The 24,870-nt window shown below is 62.8% G+C and carries 22 protein-coding genes; 9 read left to right on the top strand and 13 right to left on the bottom strand.

Annotated elements, in window-relative coordinates:
- The first annotated feature begins 126 nt into the window (after positions 1-126).
- Positions 127-1,953: an alanine racemase gene (locus NKJ78_RS08720; protein WP_023711396.1), complete on the top strand. Its 1,827-nt coding sequence runs from the start codon at positions 127-129 to the stop codon at positions 1,951-1,953.
- Here the strand turns inward: NKJ78_RS08720 and NKJ78_RS08715 are convergent, their stop codons facing one another.
- The 7 genes from NKJ78_RS08715 to NKJ78_RS08685 all read right to left on the bottom strand — a co-directional run bounded on the left by NKJ78_RS08715 (position 1,954) and on the right by NKJ78_RS08685 (position 9,082).
- Positions 1,954-3,330: an FGGY-family carbohydrate kinase gene (locus tag NKJ78_RS08715; RefSeq protein ID WP_023711395.1), complete on the bottom strand. Its 1,377-nt coding sequence runs from the start codon at positions 3,328-3,330 to the stop codon at positions 1,954-1,956.
- Entirely contained in the window at positions 3,327-3,644 is a 318-nt protein-coding gene (gene rhaM / locus NKJ78_RS08710) for an L-rhamnose mutarotase (protein ID WP_023681927.1), read from the bottom strand. Before rhaM ends, NKJ78_RS08715 begins: the two co-directional genes overlap by 4 nt.
- Entirely contained in the window at positions 3,644-4,639 is a 996-nt protein-coding gene (locus tag NKJ78_RS08705) for an ABC transporter permease (protein ID WP_352459167.1), read from the bottom strand. The genes rhaM and NKJ78_RS08705 overlap by 1 nt, the downstream gene beginning before the upstream one ends.
- Positions 4,636-5,613 carry an ABC transporter permease gene (locus NKJ78_RS08700; protein WP_023699531.1) on the bottom strand — a complete coding sequence of 326 codons (978 nt, stop codon included), beginning with the start codon at positions 5,611-5,613 and terminating at the stop codon, positions 4,636-4,638. The genes NKJ78_RS08705 and NKJ78_RS08700 overlap by 4 nt, the downstream gene beginning before the upstream one ends.
- Positions 5,610-7,151 carry a sugar ABC transporter ATP-binding protein gene (locus NKJ78_RS08695; protein WP_352459166.1) on the bottom strand — a complete coding sequence of 514 codons (1,542 nt, stop codon included), beginning with the start codon at positions 7,149-7,151 and terminating at the stop codon, positions 5,610-5,612. Before NKJ78_RS08695 ends, NKJ78_RS08700 begins: the two co-directional genes overlap by 4 nt.
- 84 nt (positions 7,152-7,235) lie before the next feature.
- Positions 7,236-8,231: a rhamnose ABC transporter substrate-binding protein gene (gene rhaS, locus NKJ78_RS08690; protein ID WP_352459165.1), complete on the bottom strand. Its 996-nt coding sequence runs from the start codon at positions 8,229-8,231 to the stop codon at positions 7,236-7,238.
- Positions 8,232-8,278: 47 nt separating this feature from the next.
- Entirely contained in the window at positions 8,279-9,082 is an 804-nt protein-coding gene (locus tag NKJ78_RS08685; RefSeq protein WP_023669662.1) for a DeoR/GlpR family DNA-binding transcription regulator, read from the bottom strand.
- Between the two features lie 183 nt (positions 9,083-9,265).
- Between NKJ78_RS08685 and NKJ78_RS08680 the strand changes: the two genes are divergently transcribed.
- The 3 genes from NKJ78_RS08680 to ggt all read left to right on the top strand — a co-directional run bounded on the left by NKJ78_RS08680 (position 9,266) and on the right by ggt (position 14,648).
- A complete protein-coding gene (locus tag NKJ78_RS08680) occupies positions 9,266-11,368 on the top strand; it encodes a bifunctional rhamnulose-1-phosphate aldolase/short-chain dehydrogenase (protein WP_352459164.1) in 2,103 nt (700 codons plus the stop codon).
- A gap of 107 nt (positions 11,369-11,475) precedes the next feature.
- Positions 11,476-12,768: an L-rhamnose catabolism isomerase gene (gene rhaI / locus NKJ78_RS08675; RefSeq protein WP_023726817.1), complete on the top strand. Its 1,293-nt coding sequence runs from the start codon at positions 11,476-11,478 to the stop codon at positions 12,766-12,768.
- A gap of 140 nt (positions 12,769-12,908) precedes the next feature.
- Positions 12,909-14,648 (top strand): gamma-glutamyltransferase, encoded by a 1,740-nt coding sequence (gene ggt, locus NKJ78_RS08670; RefSeq protein ID WP_352459163.1) that lies wholly within the window; start codon positions 12,909-12,911, stop codon positions 14,646-14,648.
- A 17-nt stretch (positions 14,649-14,665) separates the two neighbouring features.
- Here the strand turns inward: ggt and NKJ78_RS08665 are convergent, their stop codons facing one another.
- The 3 genes from NKJ78_RS08665 to NKJ78_RS08655 all read right to left on the bottom strand — a co-directional run bounded on the left by NKJ78_RS08665 (position 14,666) and on the right by NKJ78_RS08655 (position 18,404).
- Positions 14,666-15,013, bottom strand: coding sequence for a hypothetical protein (locus NKJ78_RS08665; RefSeq protein WP_032885862.1), 348 nt, complete (start codon positions 15,011-15,013; stop codon positions 14,666-14,668).
- A gap of 185 nt (positions 15,014-15,198) precedes the next feature.
- Positions 15,199-16,548, bottom strand: coding sequence for a sigma-54-dependent transcriptional regulator (locus tag NKJ78_RS08660; protein WP_023738227.1), 1,350 nt, complete (start codon positions 16,546-16,548; stop codon positions 15,199-15,201).
- Entirely contained in the window at positions 16,545-18,404 is a 1,860-nt protein-coding gene (locus NKJ78_RS08655; protein ID WP_023738228.1) for a sensor histidine kinase, read from the bottom strand. Before NKJ78_RS08655 ends, NKJ78_RS08660 begins: the two co-directional genes overlap by 4 nt.
- A gap of 230 nt (positions 18,405-18,634) precedes the next feature.
- On the opposite strand from NKJ78_RS08655, the gene NKJ78_RS08650 reads away from it, so the two are divergent.
- Entirely contained in the window at positions 18,635-19,969 is a 1,335-nt protein-coding gene (locus NKJ78_RS08650; protein ID WP_023738229.1) for a dicarboxylate/amino acid:cation symporter, read from the top strand.
- 138 nt (positions 19,970-20,107) lie between these two features.
- Positions 20,108-20,689 (top strand): histidine phosphatase family protein, encoded by a 582-nt coding sequence (locus tag NKJ78_RS08645; RefSeq protein WP_023703410.1) that lies wholly within the window; start codon positions 20,108-20,110, stop codon positions 20,687-20,689.
- Positions 20,690-20,711: 22 nt separating this feature from the next.
- On the opposite strand, the gene NKJ78_RS08640 is transcribed toward NKJ78_RS08645, so the two are convergent.
- Complete coding sequence (locus tag NKJ78_RS08640) at positions 20,712-21,464, bottom strand: pseudouridine synthase (RefSeq protein ID WP_352459308.1); 753 nt, start codon at positions 21,462-21,464, stop codon at positions 20,712-20,714.
- A gap of 148 nt (positions 21,465-21,612) precedes the next feature.
- On the opposite strand from NKJ78_RS08640, the gene NKJ78_RS08635 reads away from it, so the two are divergent.
- Entirely contained in the window at positions 21,613-21,774 is a 162-nt protein-coding gene (locus NKJ78_RS08635) for a hypothetical protein (RefSeq protein WP_023669672.1), read from the top strand.
- Between the two features lie 28 nt (positions 21,775-21,802).
- Complete coding sequence (locus NKJ78_RS08630; protein ID WP_023669673.1) at positions 21,803-22,012, top strand: DUF768 domain-containing protein; 210 nt, start codon at positions 21,803-21,805, stop codon at positions 22,010-22,012.
- An 89-nt stretch (positions 22,013-22,101) separates the two neighbouring features.
- Here the strand turns inward: NKJ78_RS08630 and NKJ78_RS08625 are convergent, their stop codons facing one another.
- Positions 22,102-22,560 carry a hypothetical protein gene (locus tag NKJ78_RS08625; RefSeq protein ID WP_023669674.1) on the bottom strand — a complete coding sequence of 153 codons (459 nt, stop codon included), beginning with the start codon at positions 22,558-22,560 and terminating at the stop codon, positions 22,102-22,104.
- Positions 22,561-23,057: 497 nt separating this feature from the next.
- Here NKJ78_RS08625 and NKJ78_RS08620 point away from each other — a divergent pair, with 497 nt between their 5' ends.
- The gene (locus NKJ78_RS08620; RefSeq protein ID WP_023703408.1) at positions 23,058-23,315 is read left to right on the top strand and encodes a DUF982 domain-containing protein; all 258 of its coding nucleotides are present in this window, start codon (positions 23,058-23,060) and stop codon (positions 23,313-23,315) included.
- A gap of 70 nt (positions 23,316-23,385) precedes the next feature.
- Here the strand turns inward: NKJ78_RS08620 and NKJ78_RS08615 are convergent, their stop codons facing one another.
- A complete protein-coding gene (locus tag NKJ78_RS08615) occupies positions 23,386-24,525 on the bottom strand; it encodes a glycoside hydrolase family 25 protein (protein WP_023687388.1) in 1,140 nt (379 codons plus the stop codon).
- Between the last annotated feature and the right edge of the window lie 345 nt (positions 24,526-24,870).

The following is a 24,870-nucleotide window of genomic DNA, read 5'->3' as shown; positions in this document are numbered from 1 at the left end:
CGTGCCCACATACAATTGCTCTGGTTTCCAACATTGAGACCGTCACTGCGCAAAGTTTGACAAATATCGTACGACGATCTGGAAGATGCATCTGACTGACAGATTCTACAAACCCTGAGTGACGAAATGTCGGGACCGCAAGTCGCTATCGACCTTGGCCGCATCGAGCGCAACGCCCGCACCATCGTCGAACGCTGCGCATTGTCTGATATCAAGGTATTCGGTGTCACCAAGGGCACATGCGGCATGCCGCAGGTGGCGCGGGCCATGCTGCGCGGCGGTGTTGCCGGCATCGCGGAATCGCGTTTTGAGAACATTCGGCGGCTGCGCGACAGCGGCATCAATGCGCCGGTCATGCTGCTGCGCAGCCCGCCCATGGCGCGCGTCGAGGAGGTCGTGCGCACCGTCGACATCAGCCTGCAGTCGGAACTGACCACCATCCGCGAGATATCGCGCATTGCCGAGCGCATGGGCCGCGTCCACGACATCATGCTGATGATCGATCTCGGCGATCTCCGCGAAGGCATCTGGCCAAGCGACCTGATCCCCACCGTCGAGCAGATCCTGGAATTCAAGGGCGTGCGCATCGCCGGCATCGGCACCAATCTCGGCTGCTTCGGCGCCATAATGCCGACCCCGGAGAACCTTGGCCAACTCGTCGCCCATGCCTACAAGACTGAGCGCCTGTCCGGCAAAAGCCTCGACTTCATTTCCGGCGGCGCCTCGTCATCGCTGACGCTGCTGCTCGAAGGCAAGCTGCCGCCCGGCATCAACAATCTGCGCGTGGGCGAGGCGATCCTGCAAGGCGGTGTCGAAACCTTTCGCGACGTGCCGTGGCCCGAACTCGAACCCGATGCCTGCCGGCTGACCAGCGACATCATCGAGGTCAAACTCAAGCCTTCGCGGCCGATCGGCACATCCGGCTACGACGCCTTCGGCAACCAGCCGGTCTTTGCCGACGAGGGCGACCGGCTGCGCGCCATCGCCAATATAGGCCGCGAGGACGTGCTGGTGGAAGGGCTGACGCCGATCGCCAAAGGGGTGAGGGTGCTCGGCGCTTCCAGCGACCATCTGCTGCTCGATGTGCAGGATGCCGATCCGCGACCCACCGTCGGCGACCGCGTCGCCTTCCGCATGAATTATGGCGCCATGCTTCTGGCGATGACCTCGGAATATGTCGAGAAGGCGCCGATGCACGACGTCGCGGATTTCTCCGGCCGCAAGATGGTGTCGATCTCGGCCGAACCGGAAGCCGGCGGGATTATCGCCCGCGAGGGAACCGGCGCGCGGCTGGAGGCAATGAATTTCGACGTGGTCGAACTCGCCGACGTCGAGCGGCCGCCCTCGGGCCTCGTCCGTCTCGCCGCCGGCGCAGATCGCCGTATCGCCCACAAGGCGCTGACCGCAACGGCGCGGGCGACGCATTCCTTTGGCCTGATCTGGATCGATTCCCTCGCCGCCCTGATGCCCGAGGACGAGGAGGCCGAAGACATGCCTGAAGTCTCGGTGCTGGCCCGCGCGCTCGGTCTCGATCACAAGCCCGGCGCGCTGCAGCCGCAGCTGTCGCCGGAAAATGTCGTCATCGTGGGCCTGCGCCATGCCGATCCGGCGGAGGCAAGGGTGCTCAAGGATTCGCGTGTCTCGGCCTTCACCATGACCGACATCGACGCCATGGGCATGCGCGACCTCATGCATGAGGCGATCCGCATCGCGACGTCGGGCACGCAGGGCTTTCACGTCAGCTATTCGCCGACGGCGACCGAATTTACCGGCTGGGCTGCGGGCTCGGGCGGGCTGACGGTGCGCGAGACGCATCAGGCAATGGAGGCGATCTCGCTGTCCGGCGGTCTGCTGTCGATGGATGTTTCCGGGCTGACCGCCGGTCTGGAGCCGCGGATCGGCGCCGACGCCGTCAACTTCGTCATGTCGGCCTTTGGGAAGCGGATTTTGTGATCAGCCTTGCGCGTCGACTGCCGCGCGCCACGCGGTGACATAGGCCGCCCAGACCGGGTCGGTCTGCGGCTCAATTCTTTCGCCCTTGCCGTGCGTCACTGGCTGATCGGATGCGAGCAGTGCCGCGCCGATGCTGGTGCCGGTGGCCGCCTCGGAGGCGATGACGATGCGCGCGGTCGCTGCCGCCAGCATGCCGACAAAGAGCCGGTTGCGAGCAAACGGTCCTTCCACGGTGGTCGGGCCGTCGGCGCCGATCAGCTCGAGGCAGGTCGCCGTCATCAGTGCCAGATAGAAGGAAATGGCGGCGAATCGCTCGCCTTTGCTGATGCCGTCGGCATCAAGCCATTCCGCGGCATGGTGCGGGAACGGTCCCGATCCCTGCTGCGTAGAAGGTAAAAGCAGCATTTTTCCGGTCAGAACGGCCAGCACCTCGCTGCCGCTGCAGTCCTGCGGCTTGTCCTTGGTCAGCTGGGAAAACTCGCGGCCACCCATGAACCGCGCCGAGGGGACGGGAGCGCCAAGCGCGCTGACATTGACCAGCGTGTCGCGCGCAGCATCGAGCGCAATCTCTCTGCCGCCGACCGCCATCGATACCACCCAGGTGCCGGTCGAGACGACCGAGAAGGGCGGCTCGTCGGACAGAAGATGCGGCAATAGGGAGGCGTTGGAATCGTGCAGGCCACAGAATACCGGGGTCTGCGGATCGAGCCCGGTGCGCGCGGCAAGCGCCGGCAGGATCGGGCCGAGCTGGTCCCTGGCCGGCCGCACCGGCGCCATCAGCCTGCGCCAATCCAGCCTGTCGACCATCGAGGAAAAGTCCGCCTCCCAAGGGCTCCACAGATCGGTGTGGCAGCCGAGCGAGGTCACCTCGTTGGCGGCAACGCCGGTCAGGCGCAGCGCCCAGTATTGCGGATACATCAGCATCGCGGCGGCCTTGGCGAATTCGGTGGGGAAACGCTTCTCAAGCCAGAAGAATTGCGCGCCGAGATTGAGACCGACCGGCAGGCGCGGTGTACCGGTTTCGGCGAAGGGCGGACGAACAGCATCATACTCCGCCGCCAACCTGTCGGGGCCATCGAACTCATAGTCTAGGACAGGCAGCACCAGCTCGCCCGAGGCGTCGACCAGCACGCCGGTCGCACCATGCGTGGTGATCGAAATCGCGTCGATACGCTGTTCGCGGTCGAGGCTGGCAAGGCTGTTGAGGATAAACGTCCACAGCGCCTCGACATCGTGATGCGGATAGGGCGCTTGTCGCAGCGGCGCGTTCGCCATGCGGCGCAACCCCACCTCGCTCAGCGTGACGAGATCGACCAGCGCCACCTTGGCGTTGGTCTTGCCGATGTCGATGACGGCGATGTGGCGCAGCGCACTCATGCCATATGGAACATTGTTTCCAGGGGGATGGCCACCGGTTGGTTGTCCGGCCTGGTCTCCATGATGTCGGCCATGTGCGCCCACCAGCGCTGCATCACCGGGTGCTTCGGCAGGTCGGCCATGCCATGGTCGTCGCGCCGCCACAGCACGCCGAACAGGATGTTGGTGTCTTCATCGAGATGGATCGAATAATCGGCGACGCCGGCCTCTCTCAGCAGCGCCACCAGCGACGGCCAGATCTCATCGTGGCGCTTTTTGTACTCGGCTTTCATGCCGGGTTTGAGCTGCATCTTGAAGGCGTATTTCTCAGGCATCAGCCGTTACAACGCAGCCGCCGCCAGACGATCGGCAGCGCGATGACGAAGATCAAGAGCAGGCCGATGAAGATCGACATGACGATGCCGGGCACGTTGAGCAGGCCGAGGCCGAAGGTCACCAGCCCCATGATAAAGGCGGCGAGCACGACGCCAACAATGCTGCCGGAGCCACCCAGAATGCTGACGCCGCCCAGCACCACCATGGTGATGACCTCAAGCTCATAGCCCTGCGCGATCGACGGCCGCGTCGAGCCGAGCCGCGAGGTGATCAGCACCGAGGCCATGCCGGCCATCAGCCCGGTCAGGCAAAACAGGATGAATTTGATGCGGCCGACACGAACGCCGGAAAACTGTGCCGCGACCGGATTGTTGCCGATGGCAAAGACACGGCGGCCGAAGCTGGTGCGATGCAGCAGGAACCAGTAGGCGACGGCCGCGATGAGGAAGAGCACCAGTTCGAACGACACCACCCACCAGACATAGCCCTGGCCGAAGAAAGCAAAACTCTCGGGATAGCCTTTGTAGGCCTGGTCACCGAGGATGATGAAGGCAATGCCGCGAAACAGGCTCATCGTGCCGATGGTAACGACGATGGACGGCAGGCCGAGCCTCGTCACCAACAGGCCGTTGAAGGCGCCGCAACCGAGCCCGACGACGATGCCGATAGCCACCAGCACCGGCGGGTCGGCGCCGGCCTGTACCGCCATGCCCATCATGGTCGAGGCGAGCGCGATGATGGCGGCGACCGACAGGTCGATCTCGCCCGAAATGATCAGCAGCGCCATGGCGAAGGCGATCAGGCCTTTCTCGGTGAAATTGAAGGTCAGGTCCGACAGCGAATAGGCATCGAGGAAATAGGGCGATGCGAAGCTGTTGATGGCGAAGATGGCGACCGCCACGACGACCAGCAGCGCTTCCCAGGAAAAGATCGCTGAAGAGAGCGGCTCGTCGAGCCGGTCGGGAATGTGGCGCGGGGCGGGGGTGTCGGTCATGCCGCCTCCGCTTTCCTCAGGATAATCCGCCCCTGCTGACGTTCGCCACGCGCGTTGAGCACGACGGCCAGGATGATGGCGCTGCCTGAAATCGCCATCTGCCAGAAGGGCGAGATGTTGATGACGGGCAGCGCGTTGGAAATGATGCCGAGGAACAGCGCCCCTAACACCGCGCCCCCGACCGAGCCGATGCCGCCGGCAATCGAAATGCCGCCGATGACGCAGGCGGCGATGATGTTGAGTTCATAGCCGTTGGCGACCTCGACCGAGGCGATGACATAACGAGAAATCCAGAGATAACCGGCGAGCCCGCCGATCATGCCGGAAATGCAGAAGACGATGAATTTGGTTCGGCCGACATCGATGCCGGCATAGACCGACGCCGTCGGGTTGACGCCGATGGCATAGATCGAACGGCCAAGCGCGGTTCGCGTCATCACCACGAAGAACAGCGCGATGACCAGTATGGCGATCCAGGACAGAACCGGAATGCCCAGGAAAGCTGCGCGCTGGAAGCCGATGAACTCAGGGCTCATCTTGTCGGCATTGACCCATGCGCCGCCGGACAGGACGAAGGTGGCGCCGCGATAGATGGTGAGCGTGCCCAATGTCACCACGATCGAAGGGATGTTCAGCCGCCACACCAGCAGGCCGTTGATGGCGCCGAGCACCAGTCCGACGGCCAGCGCAATGACGATCAGCAGCGGGATCGGGATCGCCGGATGCGCGGCGTTCAGCATCGCCACCACCATGCCGGTGAAGCACAGGTTGGAGGCCATCGACAGGTCGATCGAGCGGGTCAGGATGACGACCATCTGTCCCAGCGCCAGGATCATCAGGATCGAGGTGTCGTTGAACACCTGGGCGAGATTGCCGGGGTCGGCAAAGGCCGGGAAGCGCGTCGAGATCAGAGCAATCAAAGCGACGATCGCCGCTGCCAGCCAGATCTCGCGGAATTTCAGGAGAGCCTTCATGCCGCGATCCCCGCTGCCGTCCGGACCAGCGTTTCGGCGTCCAGCCCCTTATTATCGTAGACCGCCGCAACCAGCCCTTCGCGCATGACGACGACGCGGTCGGACATGCCCAGAATCTCCGGCAGTTCCGACGACACCATGATCACCGACAGGCCCTGCGCGACGAGCTCGGCCATGAAGCCGTGCACGGCGGCCTTGGAGCCGATGTCGATGCCCTTGGTCGGCTCATCCAGGATGATCACCTTGGGCGCCGTCGCCAGCCATTTCGCGATGACGATCTTCTGTTGGTTGCCGCCCGACAGCGTGCCGACATCCTGGCTGAGCGAGGAGGCCCTGAGGTCAAGCCGCTCGGTGTAGGAGCGGGCGAGCGCGAATTCTTCCGACAATCGCAGCAGGCCGGATTTGGAGGTGCGCTTCAGCGAAGGCAGCGAGACGTTCTGGAAGATCGGCAGGCCGATCACCACGCCCTGCTTGCCGCGCTCTTCCGGCACATAGACGATGCCGGCTTCGATGGAATCCGCCGCCGATTTCGGCGTGATCGTCTTGCCTTCCAGCGTGATCGTTCCACCCGATATGCGGGTGATGCCCGATATCGCCTGCATCACCTCTGACCGCCCGGCGCCGACAAGGCCGTAGAAACCGAGGATCTCGCCCTTGTGCAGTTCGAAGCCGATGTCGTTGAATTCGGTCGGGTGCGAAAGGCCAGCGACCGACAGCACCGGCGCGCCGATCTCGGCGTTGCGTTGCGGAAAGATGTGATCGACCGAGCGGCCGACCATCATGCGCACGATCTGGCTCTGGCCGGCATCCTTGATAAGGCCCTCGCCAACCATCTCGCCGTCGCGGAACACGGTGTAGCGATCGGCGATCCGATAGATCTCGTCGAACTTGTGGCTGATGAACAGGATCGCCTTGCCTTCCTCCTTGAGGAATTCGATCAGCAGGAAAAGCTCCTCGATCTCCTTCATCGAAAGGGCTGCGGTCGGCTCATCCATGATGACGATCTGCGCATCGATCGACATCGCGCGAGCAACCGCTACCAGATGCTTGTTGGCGATGCCGAGGTCTTTCAGCCGCGCATCGGCGTCGATATGGCCGGCATGCATGGTGTCGAGCACTTCGCGCGCGTGTTTTCGCATGGTGCGCCAGTCGATGGTGCCTAGCCGCGTGCGCGGCGCATGGCCGAGAAAAATGTTTTCGGCGACGCTCAGATCGTCGAACAGCACGGTTTCCTGATGAATGGCAGTGACGCCGTGGCCGAAGGCGGCATGCGCGCTGGGCAGGGTGACGGCCTGGCCGTCAATGCTGATCGTGCCGGCGTCCGGCTGGTAGATGCCGGTCATGATCTTGACCAGCGTCGACTTGCCGGCGCCGTTTTCACCGATCAGCGCCGTAACCTGGCCGGGGTAAAGCGACAGGCTGACATTGTGCAGCGCGCGCACGCCGGGAAAGCTTTTGGAGACGCCGGACAGCGTCAGGCGCGGGGCAGGACCCGTGGGCTCCTCCTTCGCAATGCCGTGCTGGGCTGTCGTGTCCATATCCGTATCAAGCCCTGAAACAAGGTCCGTTTAAAGTCGCGGCGGGATTTTGGTCCCGCCGCGCTTGGTCCGAGACGTCCGAGATCAATAGATCTTGGAGAACTTTTCGATGTTGGACTTGTCGAACTGGAAGGGCGGAGCCATCGCAGCCGAGTTGCTGTCATCGAGCGTGACCTTGCCGACGCGGCCGATCGACAGCGTTGCGCCCGGCTTTGCCTCTTCCTTCTTCACCGCCAGATCATGAGCGAGGTAGACGGCGGAGTAGCCGAGGTCGATCGGATTCCAGAGGGCAACCGCCTGGCTGGAACCGTTGTCGATGAACTTCTTGAACTCCGACGGCAGCGCGAGACCGGTGACATTGACCTTGCCGATCAGGTTCGCGTCGGTGACGACCTGGGCAGCGGCAACGACGCCGACGGTGGTCGGCGCGATGATCGCCTTGAGGTTCGGATAGGATTTCAGCAGGCCCTTGGCTTCGTCGGTGCTCTTGGCCGAATCGTCATCGCCATAGACGGTGGCGACGAGTTTGATCTTGGGGAATTTCTCCGGCAGGATCTTCTTGGCCGCGTCGATCCAGGCGTTCTGGTTGGTCGCGGTCGACGAAGCCGACAGAATGGCGACTTCGCCGCCTTCCGGCAGATAGTCGGCGGCAAGCTTGATGATGGTCTCGCCGATCAGGCCGGTGTCGGACGGGTTGAGGTGCAGCTGGCGGCCTTCCGTGGCGACGCCCGAATCCCACGAGATGACGGTGATGCCGCGCTCCATCGCCTTCTTCAGCACCGGCACCAGCGCGTCGGCGTCATTGGCCGAAATCGCAATGGCGTTGACCTTCTGCGCGATCAGCGAATTGACCACTTCGATCTGTGCTTCGGCGGTCGCCTTGGTCGGGCCGGTGTAGATGATGTCGACATCGCCGAGTTCCTTGGCCGCCTCTTCGGCACCCTTGTTGGCGGCGTCGAAGAAGCCGTTGCCGAGCGACTTCACCACCAGCGCGATCTTGACGTTCTCGGCATAGGCGGCATTCACGAACATGGCGGCCGAGAACGCGGCCGTCACCATCAATTTCTTCAGAAAGCTCATCGTATTCCTCCCTTGAGCGTTGCATTCCATCGTCGCTGCGGTTGGCCTCAGGCCTGCAGCGAGGATTCTTCCTTTGCCGACTTGCGGGCGACGATAAGCGTCACACCCGCGGCCTCCAGCATGTTGGCTTCGCGATCCTCGATGCCGTCATCGGTGATGACGGTGGCGATGCGCTTCAGCCCACACAGGATCAGGCTCGAGCGCTGGCGGAATTTCGATGAGTCGACCAGCACCACCAGTTCGTCGGCCTGGTCGATCAGTTTCTGCTCCGCCTGGATCAGCAGCGGGTCGCCTTCCATCAGGCCAAGTGGCCCCAGCCCTTGAGCGCCCATGAACATGCGGCGCGCGTAGAAATTGCGCGTCACGTCATTGTCGAAGGGCGAGAGGATGATGTTCTGCTCGCGGTAGATGGTGCCGCCCGACAGCATGACGGTGTTCTTCGAATGCTTGAGCAGGTGCTCGGCGATGGGGAACGAATTGGTGAAGATCGGCATGCGGCGTCCGGTCAGGAAATGCACCATCTGGAAGGTGGTGGTGCCGCCATTGATGATGATCGGCTCGCCGTCCTTGCACAGCTCCACCGCTTCGCGCGCAATCGCGCGCTTCTGCGAAGCATTAAGCGTTTCGTTGACGGAAAATGGCCGGCCGGCGAGGCCGATGAACTGCGGTGGCGAGATCGCTTCGGCGCCGCCGCGCACGCGGCGCAGGCGCTTTTGCACATGAAGAGCCGCGATATCGCGCCGGATCGTCGCCTCGGAGGAGTCCGTCAGGTCGACCATCTCCTGCACCGTCACCACAGGCTTTTCCTGGACGGCGGACAGAATGATCCTGTGGCGCTCTTTTTCGTGCATGGTTCCTCCCTGCATGGTCATGAGGCACTAGAAAACCGCCAGTGTCAATCATTTCCGCTCATATAATTTCATTGTGCAGTGCAATATGATCGATCTTGATCGTTTATGATTGACAACCGAGATGCTTGCGTAGACATTTCCGGCAAAATAGACCGCGCCTTTTGCGTCCCAGGGAGGATAATCATGCTCGACAAGCGCTCCGGCTCGCGCCTTGCCAACCTTTGGGACGATGCGAAAGCCAAGGGGCTGAGCGAGCCTGAGCTTCTGGTCTATCGCTCCAACACGCTCGGCTCCGACAAGCGTGTCACCAATTATGGCGGCGGCAACACCTCGTCCAAGATCCGGCAGAAGGACCCGCTCTCGGGCGCCGAAGTCGAAGTGCTATGGGTCAAGGGCTCGGGCGGCGACAGCGCCTCGATCAAACTGGACGGTTTCGCCACGCTCTACATGGACAAACTGCAGGCGCTGAAAGGCCTCTATCGTGGCGTCGCGCATGAGGACGAGATGGTGGGCTATCTTCCCCACTGCACTTTCAACCTCAACCCGCGCGCGGCCTCGATCGACACGCCGCTGCACGCCTATGTGCCGAAGCCGTTCGTCGATCACATGCATCCCGATGCCATTATCGCGATTGCCGCGGCCAAGGATTCCAAGGCGTTGACCAAGGAGATATTCGGTGACGCCATCGGCTGGCTGCCGTGGAAGCGGCCGGGCTTCGAACTTGGCCTCTGGCTGGAGAAATTCTGCGTCGAACACCCCGAGGCCAAGGGCGTCATCCTCGAAAGCCACGGCTTGTTCACCTGGGGCGACACACCCAAGGAGTGCTATGAGACGACGATCTCGGTCATCAACCAGGCGATCGAATGGTTCGAGCGCCGCTCCGAGGGTCTCGCCATCTTCGGCGGCGAAGTCGTCAAATCGCTAGACGCCGCTGAGCGCCGCGCCATCGCGGCGAGACTGATGCCGAGGATCCGCGGCCTGATTTCGGAGAAGAGCCACAAGCTCGGCCATTTCGACGATTCCGCCGCTGTGCTCGAATTCGTCAACTCCAGGGATTTGCGCCCGCTGGCGGCACTCGGTACCTCATGCCCGGATCATTTCCTGCGCACAAAAATCCGCCCGCTGGTTATCGAGTTCGACCCAGCGAAGCCCGACGTCGAAGCCGTGATTGCGCGCCTCGCCGACGATATTGCTGAGTACCGTGTCGGCTACCAGGCCTATTACGACAGCTGCAAGCATCCGGACTCGCCCCCGATCCGTGACCCCAACGCCGTGGTCTACCTGATGCCCGGCGTCGGCATGTTCACCTTCGCCGGCGACAAGGCCACCGCCCGCATCTCTGGCGAATTCTACGTCAACGCCATCAATGTCATGCGCGGGGCCTCGACCGTTTCGTCCTATGTCGGCCTGCCGGCGCAGGAGGCCTTCGACATCGAATACTGGCTGCTCGAGGATTTGAAGCTGCAGCGCATGCCGAAGCCGAAGTCGCTCGCCGGCCAAATCGCGCTGGTCACCGGCGGCGCCGGCGGCATCGGCCGCGCCACCGCCAATCGCCTGCTGCGCGAAGGCGCCTGCGTCGTGCTGGCCGATATCGACGAGACCGCACTTGCCAACGCCAACGACGAACTGGCGAAAGCCTATGGCAAGGACTTCGTCCGGCCGGTGCTGATCAACGTCACCGCGGAGGAGCAGGTGATTTCCGGCTTCGCCCAGACAGCCGTCGAGTTCGGCGGCATTGATATTCTCATCTCCAACGCAGGCCTCGCCTCCTCGGCGCCGATCGAGGAGACAACGCTGGCGCTGTGGAACAAGAACATGGACATATTGTCGACCGGCTATTTCCTGGTCTCGCGCGAAGCCTTCCGGCTGTTTCGCGCCCAGAAGATCGGCGGCAATGTCGTCTTCGTCGCCTCCAAGAACGGCCTTGCCGCGTCACCCAACGCCGCCGCCTATTGCACCGCCAAGGCCGCCGAAATCCATCTCGCCCGCTGCCTCGCGCTGGAAGGCGCGGAAGCCCAGATCCGGGTCAATGTCGTGAATCCGGACGCCGTGCTGCGCGGTTCGAAGATCTGGACCGGCGAGTGGAAGGAACAGCGCGCCGCCGCCTACAAGATGTCGACCGACGATCTGGAAGAACACTACCGCTCGCGCTCGATGCTGAAGCGCTCGGTGTTTCCGGAAGACATTGCCGAAGCGATTTATTTCCTGGCGTCCGACATGTCGGCCAAATCCACCGGCAACATCATCAACGTCGACGCCGGCAACGCGCAGAGCTTTACGCGCTGAGTTAAGGGCGGAGCGCTTCTCTTCTCCCCGTCACTATACGGGGAGAAGGTGGCCCGAAGGGCCGGATGAGGGGCAGCGCTGACTGAACGCATTGGGAGGAATAGCACTTGTCCGAAACCATCATCGCCGCCGATCTCGTCTCCAGCCACAACGCCCAGCGCAAACCCGACCTCGAACGCGACTACGCCTCGCTCGGGGAACGCCTCGACCGTCGCGGCATCGCCATCGACGCCATCCGCGGCAAGGTCGAGAAATTCGCCGTCGCCATTCCGTCCTGGGGCGTCGGCACCGGCGGCACACGCTTTGCCCGCTTTCCCGGCGCCGGCGAGCCGCGCGACATTTTCGACAAGATCGAGGACTGCGCCGTCATCAGCCAGCTGACGCAGGCGACACCGACCGTCTCGTTGCACATCCCGTGGGACAAGGCCGATCCGAACCGGCTGAAGCAGGCCGCCTCGCGCTTCGGCCTCGGCTTCGACGCCATGAACTCCAACACCTTTTCGGACGCCAGGGATCAGACGCTCTCCTACAAATTCGGCTCGCTTTCGCATGCCGATGCCGGCACGCGCCGCCAGGCCGTCGAGCATAATCTCGAATGCATCGAGATCGGCAAGACGCTGGGGTCCAGGGCGCTGACAGTGTGGATCGGCGACGGCTCGAATTTCCCCGGCCAGGTCAATTTCGCCAAAGCCTTCGAGCGCTATCTCGACGCCATGAAGGAGATCTATGCCGGACTGCCCGCCGACTGGAAACTGTTCACCGAACACAAAATGTACGAGCCGGCTTTCTACTCCACGGTCGTGCAGGACTGGGGCACCAATTACATGATCGCCAAGGAGCTGGGCGACAAGGCGTTCTGCCTGGTCGACCTGGGCCACCATGCGCCCAATGTCAACATCGAGATGATCGTGTCGCGGCTGATCCAGTTCAAAAAACTGGGCGGCTTCCATTTCAACGATTCGAAGTATGGCGACGACGATCTCGATGCCGGCTCGATCGATCCCTATCGGCTGTTCCTGGTCTTCAACGAACTGGTTGATGCAGAGCTTTCCGGCGCCGAGGGTTTCGATCCCGCCCACATGCTCGACCAGAGCCACAACGTCACCGACCCGATCGAAAGCCTGATGCTGTCGGCGGTCGAGGTGCAGCGCGCCTATGCGCAGGCGCTGCTGGTCGACCGCAAGGCGCTCGAGGGTTTCCAAGACGGCAATGATGCGCTGATGGCGACGCAGACTCTGAAAGCTGCCTACCGCACCGATGTCGAGCCGATCCTTGCCATGGCGCGGCTGAACACAGGCGGCGCCATCGATCCAGTCGCCGCATATCGCGCGGCGGGCTACCGGGCGAAGGTCGCGGCGGAACGGCCGGCGGTTGTGGGCGGTTCAGGCGGGATTGTTTGAGATTGGCTAATCTCCACCACAGGGGGGAGATCAGCTTGCCTCTGCCGGCAGGCGAACACCAATATGTGTTCGCTCATATTGATGATGGACTCGGCCGCTCCATGTAGCTCTTCTAGGCACACCGCACTTGGAGCACCGCCATGCCCTTGACCCGCCGGACGCTGATTGGCGTCACCCTTTCGCTCGCAATTGCGCTCGCGCCATCCGGCGCGCTCCATGCCGCCTCGCCTCAACCGGCGAAGGGCGAGCACGGCATGGTCGTCACTGCCCAGCATCTGGCGTCGGAAGCCGGCGTCGAGGTGCTGAAGAAGGGCGGCAATGCCGTCGATGCGGCGGTCGCCGTCGGCTATGCGCTCGCCGTCGTCTACCCTAATGCCGGCAATATCGGCGGTGGCGGGTTCATGACCATCCGCTTCAAGGACGGCAAATCGACCTTCCTCGATTTCCGCGAGCGCGCGCCGCTGGCGGCAACCAAGATCATGTATCTCGACAAGGACGGCAATCCGGTGAAGGGCGCCAGCCTTGATGGCTACCTTGCGGTCGGCGTACCGGGTTCCGTGGCAGGGTTCGAGATGGCTCGTGAAAAATATGGCACGCTGCCACGCCAGGATTTGATGGCGCCGGCAATTGCCTATGCCAAGGATGGCTTCATCCTCGACCAGGGCGACGCTGCTTCATTCGCAAGCAATGCCGCACGGCTGGCGAAGGACCCTGCCGCCGCCGCCATCTTCCTGAAGCCGGACGGCAAACCCTATGGCGCCGGCGAGCGTCTCCTCCAGCCCGATCTTGCAGCCTCGCTCGCCGCCATCTCCGAAAAAGGCGCCGACGCCTTCTACAAAGGCGCCATCGCCGACGCCATCGTCAAGGCGAGCGGCGCCAGGGGCGGCATTCTGGCCAAGGCAGACTTCGAGCAATATAAGGTACGCGAGCTGAAACCGGTGAGCTGCACCTATCGCGGCTATGAGATCACGTCCTCGCCGCCGCCAAGCTCCGGCGGCGTTATCATCTGCGAAATCCTCAACGTGCTGGAGGGCTACCCGCTGTCCTATCTCGGCGCCGGCTCGGCCGAGACGGTGCATGTCATGGTCGAGGCGATGCGTTACGCCTATGTGGACCGCAACTCGGCGCTCGGCGATCCAGATTTCGTCGACAATCCGGTCTCGAAACTGCTCGACAAGGGTTACGCCAAGGAGATCCGCGACAAGATCGACCCGTTCCGCGCCGGCGTCTCGCAGGATTTGATGCCGAAGGGCTTCGGCGAGTCGAAGGAAACGACGCACTATTCGATCATCGACGATGACGGCAATGCGGTCGCGGTCACTTATACGCTGAACGGCTCGTTCGGCGCCGGCGTGGTCGCGGACGGCACCGGCATCCTGCTCAACAACGAGATGGATGATTTCACCCAGAAGCCTGGCGTGCCCAACCTCTACGGTCTCGTGCAGGGAGAGGCCAATGCTATCCAGCCGAAGAAGACGCCGCTGTCATCGATGAGCCCGACTATCGTCGCCAAGGACGGCAAGCCGTTCATGGTTATCGGCAGCCCCGGCGGCTCGCGCATCATCACCATCACGCTGGAAGCCATCGTCAACGTCATCGACCACGGCATGAACATCCAGGAGGCGATCGACGCATCGCGCATCCACCATCAATGGCTGCCCGACACGATCTATGTCGAACCCTTCGGCCTGTCGCCCGACACTGAAAAACTGCTGGCCGGCATGGGCTACCACCTCGATCTCGCGGATTCTACTTGGGGGCAGGCGGCCGGCATTCTTGTCGGCGGCAAGAGCCTGGCGGAAATCGAGAAGGGCGGCGGCTCCCGCTACAACGGCGCCATCGACAGCCGCGCCGCATCCGGCGAGGCGATTGGCTACTGATCAAAACAAGAGATTAATCAGAGGACGAGCGTAAGCGTCGACCCGACGAGCATCAGCGCGGCGATCACGACGAACGCCGCGTAGATGCGGGGACGGTCGAGGAGCAGCGCATTGCCCGATATCCAGGCCGCGGTTGCGCCGCCAAGCGCAAACAGGAAGCCGTTCCGGTGACCAAAGGTCATGGAAGCGGCCATCAGCCCGCCAATGATCAGCGCGCCGAAGACGATGATCACGGCAACGGCGTATTTCTCGAAGTCGTTGCCGCCGCCCATGGCCGGGCCGATCGCGTTCAAATTCGTCAGATCGTCCGGATCGAACGGATTGGTCGATCCATATTCATCTTGACCGACAGGTTCTCGCATCATTCATTCTCCGCTGACCGGCAACAAATCATCAACATCTGCCGAGCGCAACCGGATCGCGCCGTGCCGAAGGCCGCCGATGCGGTCTTCAACACTTTCTGATGCCGACTTGCCACGGTTTTTTTGCGCCGGTTCACAAAATCTACCCTGCTTTCGGGTCCACACGCCTGAATTACCTGGAAAATGAATTACCTGGAAAAATCGCTGCGCACGATGCCGTGCCGCTGCAGCTTGTCGTAGAAGGTCTTGCGCGGAATGCCGAGCGCTTCAATCGTGCGCCGGACATCGCCGTCATTCCGGCCAAGCGCCTCGCGGATGACATTGGCTTCATAGCGTTCCAGCCGTTCCGGCAGTGAGCTGGCGTCATCCGGCTCCGCCGGGGCGGAAGGTGGCGCTTGCGCCGCTTCCTCGAGTCCCAGCACGAAACGCTCGGCGAAATGCGCGAGTTCACGCACATTGCCCGGCCAGTCGTGCTGGCTCAGATGGCGGTGCACTGAGGCAGGCACTGCTGGCATTTGCCGGCGGAAGCGGGCGGCTGCACGCTCGGCGAAGTAGAAGAACAGCAGGGCGACGTCGTCGCGGCGTTCGCGCAGCGGCGGGATCGAGATCGTCACCACATTGAGCCGGTAGTAGAGATCCTCGCGGAAGGCGCCGCGCCGGCTGGCATCGCCGAGATCGACCTTGGCGGCGGCGACGACGCGCAGGTCGACCGGCCGGATTTCATTGGTGCCGAGCGGCGTCACCTCGCGCATTTCCAGCACCCGCAGCATCTGCACCTGGGTCGAGGCCGGCATGCTTTCGATCTCGTCGAGGAACAGCGTGCCGCCGCTCGAATGCTCGATGCGGCCGATGCGCTTCTTCTGTGCGCCGGTGAAGGCGCCTGCCTCATGGCCGAACAGCTCGCTTTCAATGACCGTGTCCGGCAGCGTGCCGCAATTCAGCGCCACGAAATTGCCCTTGGCGCGGCGGCTCCAGCGGTGCAGCAGGCTCGCCACCACCTCCTTGCCGGAGCCGGTCTCGCCGGTCACCAGCACGTCGACATCGGTGTCGGCGATTTGCCGCAGCGTGCGGCGCAATCGCTGCATCGCCGGCGTCTGCCCGATCAGCGGCAGGCCGTCCTGCGCCTGTTCGGCGCTTTCGCGCAAGGCGCGGTTCTCCATCACCAGCCGGCGCTTTTCCGCCGCCCGAGCCACACTTTGCGCCAGCCGGTCGGCGGCGAAAGGCTTGGTGATGAAGTCGTAGGCGCCATCCTTGATCGCCTTGACCGCAACCGCGATGTCGCCATGCCCGGTGACCAGGATGACCGGAATGTCGGCATCAAGCTGCAAGACGCGGTCGAAGAGCTGCAGGCCGTCAATGCCGGGCATGCGGATGTCGGACACCACCACGCCGGGAAAATTGGCGTCGAGCCCGGCCAGCGCCTCGGCCGCCACCGCAAAGGCCGAGACGGAAAAACCAGCGAGTTCCAGCGTCTGCCGAGTGGCCCTCAGCAATTCGCTGTCGTCGTCGATCAATACGACCGGTGCGGTGTCCATCATGCTGCCCTGGCGAGGTGAATGGTAAAGCGCGTGCCGGCCTGGCCGCTCGCCACCTCGATGCGCCCGCCATAATCGGCGACGATGTCCTGCGAGATGACGAGGCCGAGCCCCAGGCCTTTTTCCTTCGAGGTGTTGAACGGCGTGAACAATGACTTGAGGATGGCAGGCGAAATGCCCGGCCCATTGTCGGCGACGGCAAGCGCCACGCCGTCGGCCGTCTCCTGGGCCGACACCTGCACCCTGGCGCCGTCGCGCCCGTCCAGCGCTTCCAGCGCATTCTGGAACAGGTTGATCAGCACCTGTTCGAGCCGCAGCCGGTTGCCCATCACCTTGAGCGTTACCGGCGGCAGCGTGATATCGAGCGCGTCCAGCCGGCCGGCAAAGCGGCTTCTGAGCAGCACCACGGCGCCCTCGATGACGCCGCGCAGTTCGACCGGTTCGGCTGCCGTGCGCCCCTTGCGGGCAAAGACCTTCAACTCTTCGGTGATGCCGCCGATGCGCTCGGTCAGCGCGGCAATCGCTCCAAGGTTCTCCTCGGCCGAGGCGGTCTGCTTGCGCTCCAGGAACACACGCGCATTGTCGGCATAGGCGCGGATGGTCGCCACCGGCTGGTTGATCTCATGCGCGACGCCGGCGGCAACCTGGCCGAGGGTAGCAAGACGGTTGGCCTGCACCAATTCCTGCTGCATGACCTGCAGCTTGGCTTCGGTGCTGCGGTGATCGGTGATCTCGGCCTGCAGCCGGTCGCGAGCCAGGCTGAGGTCATGCGTACGCTCGACGACGCGGCGCTCGAGCTCGATGCGCGCTGCCTGTTCGGCGGCGATGCGCATCTGCGCCGACTGACGGCGCCACAGGAGGTAGCCGGCCAGCGCCAGCAACGGCACCACAACGCCCAGCGCCAGCAGCCGCATCTCACGCACCGCAGCCGCGATCGGCGCTTCGACCGGCACGAGATAATCGAGCCGCCATGGCGTCGATTGGACCAGTGTCGAAAGCCTGAGATATTCGGCATCGCTGCCGCCCGGTGTTATCGCATGCACCATCGACACGTCAGGGCTCAATGCCTCGGGGCGTGTGATCGGCAAGGGGATCAGCGGCGCGTTGCCGAATTGCTGGCTGCTCCGGATGGCGGCAGCCACCGGGCCGGTCAGCGGCGCGGTGGTCATGAAGCGCCAGGACGGCACGCTGGTGATCAGCACGACGCCGTGGTCGTCGCTGACATAGGCCGGCCGGTTGGCCTCATGCCAGTCGGCTTCAAGCTGGTCGAATTCCATCTTAACGACGACGACGCCGAGCGGTGCCGCCGCATTGCCGACGCGACGCGAAATATAGAGGCCCGGGCGCTTGCTGATGTTGCCCAGCGCAAAATATTCGGCCGTTCTCGATTGCATGGCGCCGGAGAAATAGGCGCGGAAACCATAGTCGTTGCCGACGAAGCTGGTTGTTTCGCGCCAGTTGCTGGAGGCGATCGCAAACCCGTCGACGCCGGTGACGTAAAGCACCGAAGCCTTGGTGCCGGAGACCAGCCCTTCGAGCTTGCGGTTGAGCACGTCGATCGTGACAGCGCCCTTGTTCTGCAGGGCGTCATGCACCTGCTGGTCCTCGGACAAGAGCAGCGGCAGCGCCCGCGGGCTTTCCAGCACGGCGCGCAGCAACGCAACCTTCAGATTGGCATCGGTGCGGCCTTGCGCCGCCAGTGCCGCGACCTCGGCGCGGCGCGCGTAGAGGCCGGCGCCGGTGAGCGCCGTGGCAACGATCACCAGCGCGATCGCCGCAAACAGCAGCCAGGCGCGACGCGCGCGTTTGCCGAGTTGCTCGGGCGTCGGCGACAGGACCGCGGCAGGGCGTTGCAGCATTCCCTATTTGTGCATGATTTCGCACAAAGCACAATTCAGTCATGCGGATGTCCGCACTTGCGTTGAGCGGCAGCAGCCTCGATCGGACGAATACCCAACAAAATCAATGGCTGCGGTATGCCGCACAGTCTGGCACGGCAGTTGCAGTGACCAATACAGCAGTCGCAAGGCTGCGGAAAACAACTGCCCCGGGAGGTCGAGCTTTCGATCGGGGCGCCATGGAGGACGTCATGCAGCCAGCATTCGCTGCCGCCGAACCGCGCGGCAAGCTACCCTTTTACCGTCATCTCTACGTGCAGGTCCTGACGGCGATCGCCGCCGGCGTGCTGCTCGGTCATTTCTATCCCGAACTCGGTGCTTCGCTGAAGCCGCTCGGCGATGCCTTCATCAAGCTGGTCAAGATGGTGATCGCGCCGGTCATCTTCCTGACGGTGACCACCGGCATTGCCGGCGTCTCCGACCTGAAAAAGGTTGGCCGCGTCGCCGGCAAGGCGATGATCTATTTCCTGGTCTTTTCGACCCTGGCGCTGGTCGTCGGCATGGTCGTCTCCAACGTCGTCCAACCGGGCGCCGGCATGCACATCAATGCGGCGACGCTCGACCCCTCGAAGGTCGCCACCTTCACCGAGAAGGCGCATGACACGACCATCGTCGGCTTCCTGCTCAACATCATCCCCGACACCATCACCGGCGCCTTCGCGCAAGGCGACATTCTGCAAGTGCTGTTCTTCTCGGTGCTGTTCGGCATCTCTCTCGCTCTGGTCGGCGAGCGCGGCCGCCCGGTCGTCGATTTCCTGCAGGCGCTGACCTCGCCTATCTTCCGCCTGGTCGCCATCCTGATGAAGGCCGCCCCTATCGGCGCCTTCGGCGCCATGGCCTTCACCGTCGGCAAATACGGCATCGGCGCGATTGCCAACCTCGCCTTTCTGATCGGCACCTTCTACCTGACGTCGCTGCTCTTCGTGCTGGTCGTGCTCGGCGCTGTCGCTTGGTACAACGGCTTCTCGATCCTCGCCTTGATCCGCTACATCAAGGAAGAGCTGCTGCTGGTGCTCGGCACCTCGTCCTCGGAAGCCGCTCTTCCCGGCCTGATGGCCAAGATGGAGCGCGCCGGCTGCAACCGCTCGGTGGTCGGGCTGGTCATCCCGACCGGCTACTCCTTCAACCTCGACGGCACCAACATCTACATGACGCTGGCGGCGCTGTTCATCGCCCAGGCGACCGACACGCCGCTCACCTATGGCGACCAGATCCTGCTGCTGCTGGTTGCCATGCTGAGCTCCAAGGGTGCCGCCGGCATCACCGGCGCCGGCTTTATCACGCTGGCCGCCACGCTCTCTGTCGTGCCTACGGTACCCGTTGCCGGCATGGCACTGATCCTCGGCGTCGACCGCTTCATGTCGGAATGCCGAGCGCTGACCAATTTCGTCGGCAATGCAGTGGCGACGATCGTTGTGGCGCGCTGGGAAGGCGAACTCGACCAGACCAAGTTCGCCGCCGCCATGGCCGGCACATTGTCCGAGGAAGCCGACCTGGCGCTGTCGGGCAATCTGCAGCCCGCCTGATTACTGAACGCAGACGTTCGCCACAAGGCCGCAGCCGGTTCGCCCGTTGCGGCCTTTTGTTTTGGCGCGCATGGCGGCTGGTGTTGGCCAAAGCTTCCCGGCTAGGATGTCGGCGGTTTTCAACCGAAAGGCCGGCGAATGAGCAGTGCATACCCCGAGATCTATCTGGTCCGTCACGGCGAGACGGAGTGGAGCGCTTCGGGAAAACACACCGGCCGCACCGACATACCGTTGACGCCAAAGGGCGAGGCGGCGGCTCGCGGCGTGGCGGACCGGCTCAAGGATCTGTCCTTCCAGGCGGTGTGGTCGAGCCCGTCGCAGCGCGCCTTCAGCACCTGCACGCTTGCCGGCTTCGGCGCTGCTGCCGTCAAGAAGGACGACCTGCAGGAATGGGACTATGGCGCCTATGAGGGCGTTAAGACCAAGGAGATTCTTGTGCAGCGCCCCGGCTGGCAATTGTTCCGTGACGGCTGTCCCGACGGCGAGTCGGTAGCGGATGTTGGCGCCAGGGCCGACAGGATCATCGCCGGGCTGCGGGCAATCGAGGGCAATGTGCTGGTGTTTTCAAGCTCGCATTTCCTGCGCGTGCTGGCCGCGCGCTGGCTCGGTCTGCCACCCGAAGGCGGTGCGCACTTCGTACTTGATACCGCGAGCCTCAGCATCCTCGGCTATGAGCACGATCTGAGCGAGCCGGTGATACGCAGGTGGAACCAGAAGTAGGGTTTCGCGGCAAGCCTGCCTCTTAACGCGCGAGCACCGCCAATTCCTCCGATGTCAGATGCCGCGCCTTGCCCTTGGCGAGTTCGCCGAGCTGCAAACCGCCGATCGCCACCCGAACCAGCCTCAGCACCTCGATATCGAATGCCCCGAGCAGGCGGCGGATCTGGCGGTTGCGGCCCTCGTCGAGCACGATTTCCAGCCAGGCAGTGCGGCCGCCGCTGCGCAGCAGTTCGATCGAACTTGCGGTCAGCAGTTCGCCGTCGACGATCGCTCCGTCGCGAAAGCGCGCCAGCATCGCTTCGTCCGGCGCGATACCGATCTGCACATGATAGGTCTTGGCGACATGCGAGGCCGGATCGAGCAGGCGGTTGGCCCAGCGCGTGTCGTTGGTCATCAGCAACAGGCCTTCGCTGGCCTTGTCGAGGCGGCCGACCGGCGACACGAAAGGCAACTCCAGTTCCACCAGGCAGTCATAGACGGTGCCACGATCCTGCGGGTCATCGCGCGTGGTGACCTGTCCGCGCGGCTTATTGATCATCAGGTAGACTTTTGCCTCGCCGACGATCTGCTCGCCGTCGACAGCGATGCGGTCGCGGCCGAGATCGACACGCAGCGACGGATCGCGCACCACCTTGCCGCCAACCCGCACGCGCCCTTCGGCTATCAGCAGCTCGGCCTGCTTGCGCGAACACAGGCCGAGTTTGGAAAGCGCCCGGTTCAGGCTAACGCCTGCCTTGGCGGCCTGGTGTCGGGCGATGTCTGGTGGCCGTGCCATGTCCTGCTTGCCATCCCAATGATCGGCATCGACAAATGCCACGCCCCGCATTGGCTTCGCAACCTGCCTCGGCATCAACATCACGGGTCGCGGGAGCGGGGCTGTTCTCAAATACGATGTGTCAGGGGGTCGGGCTCAACAGCCCGCCATGGAACGCTGCCCCGCGACGGACGTTGTTGCCGACGAGCGATTTGTCGCGAAAGGCACCGCCATGAAGAAAATCTACCAAAAGCCGACGCTCGTGAAGCGAGGCAGGCTCACCAGCCTGACGGCTCAGATCGTCGCTTCTGGGGTCATTCTGGGGGAATGATCCCCCAGATAACGGAAGGGATAAATCGATGAGCGAGCGCGGCGTTGATTTCCTGCAGGGCTGGATCCACGAGCACCTGCCGGGCGAACTGCCTGCCGACAAGGCAACGGCTCGAACCCTAACCACGCGAGCTGCCCTGGATGCTCGGCATTTAGGCCTTGAGGTCAGCGAGATCGAAGAGGATCTCGGTCCGCTGGAACGGGTGATTTTCGAGGCGCTGGATCAGCCCGATATCTGAGCCCCCGATATGAGCCCATTGCAGGCGATATTGGCCCATCGCCATCCTGGCGGGGGCTTTTCCGTGATGGCATCCGTGGGTGCGCAGCCCTAGGCAGCCCGCGCAGCTGACGCTCCCCGTGCCGGCGGCAATTCGAACACAGTGGCGCCGTTCTCTCGGCCGCGTTCGACATAACCGATGACACGGAACCATTTGCCGACGTCGGCCCGCTGCAGCCAGCTGCGCGAGTGGATGGGAAGGTTGCCGGCCAGCGCCTGAATGTGGCGGATGTGGCGCCTGCAGAAGCGGACCGTCGCGGCGCTGAAGAAACCCTCCTGCGCGGCAAACAGCGTGTCGGCGGCGTCGCTGTTCTCGTGCCAGGCGACGATCGCCACCGTCTTGTCGCCCTCGACCAGCGCGTGCGCTCGGCCTTCCTTCAAATTCATCATCAGATTGTCGTAGGCGACCTTGCTGTCCTTGCCGGCGGCCACATACTCGTCCGACATCCGCGTGGACAGATCACGGAAGACACTTTCGAGATCGCCGATCGTAGCTGCGCGTGCTCGCATTTCTCCTCCTGCAGCCCCGGCAGGCAGTTTGCCCTAGGTGGAGGGGATCACCAAGCAAAGCGAATCCGCCATTTGGCCGATGGGCGCAAAGTGATTTCATTGGGCGGCAAATGTTGGACGCCGCCATCTCCTATCGCGGCAAGCCTGTCATTCGCGTTGCGCCGGTTTTCGTATTTGCTTGACATTGGGCTGATGGAGGCGCGGGTTGCGCCGGGCGTTTGGGCCTTGGGGCATATTTCAATGAAAGAAGTATACGAAAAGCCGGTCCTGCACCGGAAGGGCAAACTTGCGGCGCATGTTGCTTCGCCTACGTCAGGTGGCGGCGGAACCATTGACGTTCCGCCATCCACTGACGAGACTTGATATAGACCTCCACTGAGCGCGAGACTTGCTGATCAACAGAAAGCCCGCTGGCTCAGGCTGGCGGGCTTCTTTCGTTTCTGGAACCATTTCAGTGCATGCCGAATTGACTCGCGATCGCGTTCGGGAGGGGAAGCATGCAAGACCAGCATGTCGATGAGCCGGTTCGCGTGGCGCTCGGCAGGTCCGGAAACACCATCTACAAGGTGGAGCGCGTGGCGCAGGCCGCCGACATCCTGATGAACCGCTGGCCCGCGAAGACGGGCCGCTATCACGTCGCCGCCCGCAAGGCCTGCCTCGGCGTTCTCGAAGGCCTGAAAGAGGCGCACTATGCCCGCGCTGCCTTCGTCAATGCGGCGATCGAGGCCGATATCCTCGTTGAACGCGACGCCTAGGCTTGAGCGGCCACCGCTCAAGTCAGTTCAAATCGTGCTGTGGGGCACAGGCCGTGGCTTCCCGGCCTACTCAATGATCGAGAGGCCACGCTGCCTGAAGTGCCGCAACGGTCCCCCCGTAGACATTTAGGTCCATGTCAGGGTCGGTCCCCGGTACTCGGTATGGGCAGGAAGCAGCAGAGCAGTTTATCTCGCTGGAGAATTGCCAGAGCGTGTAGCCGTGCCAAGGCCCTTCGGGGAAGTCGGTTACGTGCCGCTTGAAGCGTGCATACCAGAGCGGGACGCCGCCGAACTCGGTCGAGCCGTGCCAGTGGCGGGAGAGCTCTTTGGCGACGGAATGGTTCACATAGAGCAGCGGAAACCGTCCAGTCTCCGACTTCATCCTGCGAAGCGCGCTCTCGATCTGCACGAAAGTGACCTTGAACGTTCCATCCTGGCAGTCTGAGGACGTGGAAAGGCATTCCACATCAACGGCATGGGTCTCTGTCGTATCGTTTCCGACCACCTGGAGGTAGTTGCTGATCTGCCGGTCAACGTCGCTTTTTGTCAGGAGGTGGTATGAGCCCCATTTGAGACCGAGCGCCTTTGCCTCGCCTTTGCGGGTGGCATATGCGGAATCTCTGCCGAGCCCCTGCGTCGCCTTGTGAATAACCGCGGCGACGCGCCGGTCCGTCTTTACTTTGTCCCAGACGATGCCGTTGCCCTTGAACGGATCGAGCACGATTGCGTTCTGCGAATTTTCCCAAGGCGCTGAAAAAGGATCAGAAGTATCGGAAGGCGCCTCTTGCCGTGCAGCCTCCTCGCCATTGCCGGCCACGCAGGTACCCTTGGCGATGGCCCCGTCCGTCACCTCCACGAACTTACCGTCCGCTCCGGCGTAAAAAATTGTGAGGGCCGGCGTCTCGGTGGTGATTTCGCCCCCTTGCATCAAACCTTTCACATGAACGAGAGCGGCGAGGGCGCCGTCCAGTTCAACGAATGTGGCGTCAGAGGAAGTGCTGCCCTCTGCCTCAAGATCTTCGGGGTTTGATGCGACCATCTGGTAAGAATAGTTCGAATGCTCTGTGTTGATTTCGATAAGCCGGCTGCCATCGACGCCAGCCTGCCCCTCATAGGTACATTCGAGCGATTTCGCGGCACTCGGCGAATTCATGGCGATCGGGAAAAGCACCGACATTCCAAAAATCCACACGCGCACAATGCCTGACATGCCAGTGCCTCCATAAATACCAGAATTTGCCCAGCACAGTGCTACTGCGCCGCACGAAAATAGACAACGATCATTCAAAAGTGAGAAGCCGACAGGAAAAGGTTACTTTGATCTATTGTAAAAATCCAGTGGCTATTTCAGCGTCTTCGAAAATACCTGAATGCCATGGAAGGAATTGAGCGTGTATCGAGACAAAGACTTGAAGTGCGTCGCAGGATCCCGTTTAAATACGACGCGCTTCGGAAGAAGCTGTTCAAAACGGACAAAGCAAGTCAATCGTCTGCTCCACCCGTTCCCGACGGCTGTGCCGCATCGCGCGTTTGGCATGTTCTTGACGGGCCGGCG

The organism is Mesorhizobium sp. M0037, from assembly GCF_040323635.1.
In the GTDB taxonomy this organism is placed as follows: domain Bacteria; phylum Pseudomonadota; class Alphaproteobacteria; order Rhizobiales; family Rhizobiaceae; genus Mesorhizobium.
Note: the sequence above shows the minus strand (reverse complement) of the source record. Positions and strands in the feature narration are given on the sequence as shown.

Bases quoted from the DNA above. Each gene is read 5' to 3' on its own strand.
- NKJ78_RS08720 (WP_023711396.1), top strand. From the start codon at position 127: ATGTCGGGACCGCAAGTCGCTATCGACCTTGGCCGCATCGAGCGCAAC.
- NKJ78_RS08715 (WP_023711395.1), bottom strand. From the start codon at position 3,330: ATGAGTGCGCTGCGCCACATCGCCGTCATCGACATCGGCAAGACCAAC.
- rhaM (WP_023681927.1), bottom strand. From the start codon at position 3,644: ATGCCTGAGAAATACGCCTTCAAGATGCAGCTCAAACCCGGCATGAAA.
- NKJ78_RS08705 (WP_352459167.1), bottom strand. From the start codon at position 4,639: ATGACCGACACCCCCGCCCCGCGCCACATTCCCGACCGGCTCGACGAG.
- NKJ78_RS08700 (WP_023699531.1), bottom strand. From the start codon at position 5,613: ATGAAGGCTCTCCTGAAATTCCGCGAGATCTGGCTGGCAGCGGCGATC.
- NKJ78_RS08695 (WP_352459166.1), bottom strand. From the start codon at position 7,151: ATGGACACGACAGCCCAGCACGGCATTGCGAAGGAGGAGCCCACGGGT.
- rhaS (WP_352459165.1), bottom strand. From the start codon at position 8,231: ATGAGCTTTCTGAAGAAATTGATGGTGACGGCCGCGTTCTCGGCCGCC.
- NKJ78_RS08685 (WP_023669662.1), bottom strand. From the start codon at position 9,082: ATGCACGAAAAAGAGCGCCACAGGATCATTCTGTCCGCCGTCCAGGAA.
- NKJ78_RS08680 (WP_352459164.1), top strand. From the start codon at position 9,266: ATGCTCGACAAGCGCTCCGGCTCGCGCCTTGCCAACCTTTGGGACGAT.
- ggt (WP_352459163.1), top strand. From the start codon at position 12,909: ATGCCCTTGACCCGCCGGACGCTGATTGGCGTCACCCTTTCGCTCGCA.
- NKJ78_RS08665 (WP_032885862.1), bottom strand. From the start codon at position 15,013: ATGATGCGAGAACCTGTCGGTCAAGATGAATATGGATCGACCAATCCG.
- NKJ78_RS08660 (WP_023738227.1), bottom strand. From the start codon at position 16,548: ATGATGGACACCGCACCGGTCGTATTGATCGACGACGACAGCGAATTG.
- NKJ78_RS08655 (WP_023738228.1), bottom strand. From the start codon at position 18,404: ATGCTGCAACGCCCTGCCGCGGTCCTGTCGCCGACGCCCGAGCAACTC.
- NKJ78_RS08650 (WP_023738229.1), top strand. From the start codon at position 18,635: ATGCAGCCAGCATTCGCTGCCGCCGAACCGCGCGGCAAGCTACCCTTT.
- NKJ78_RS08645 (WP_023703410.1), top strand. From the start codon at position 20,108: ATGAGCAGTGCATACCCCGAGATCTATCTGGTCCGTCACGGCGAGACG.
- NKJ78_RS08640 (WP_352459308.1), bottom strand. From the start codon at position 21,464: ATGGCACGGCCACCAGACATCGCCCGACACCAGGCCGCCAAGGCAGGC.
- NKJ78_RS08635 (WP_023669672.1), top strand. From the start codon at position 21,613: ATGGAACGCTGCCCCGCGACGGACGTTGTTGCCGACGAGCGATTTGTC.
- NKJ78_RS08630 (WP_023669673.1), top strand. From the start codon at position 21,803: ATGAGCGAGCGCGGCGTTGATTTCCTGCAGGGCTGGATCCACGAGCAC.
- NKJ78_RS08625 (WP_023669674.1), bottom strand. From the start codon at position 22,560: ATGCGAGCACGCGCAGCTACGATCGGCGATCTCGAAAGTGTCTTCCGT.
- NKJ78_RS08620 (WP_023703408.1), top strand. From the start codon at position 23,058: ATGCAAGACCAGCATGTCGATGAGCCGGTTCGCGTGGCGCTCGGCAGG.
- NKJ78_RS08615 (WP_023687388.1), bottom strand. From the start codon at position 24,525: ATGTCAGGCATTGTGCGCGTGTGGATTTTTGGAATGTCGGTGCTTTTC.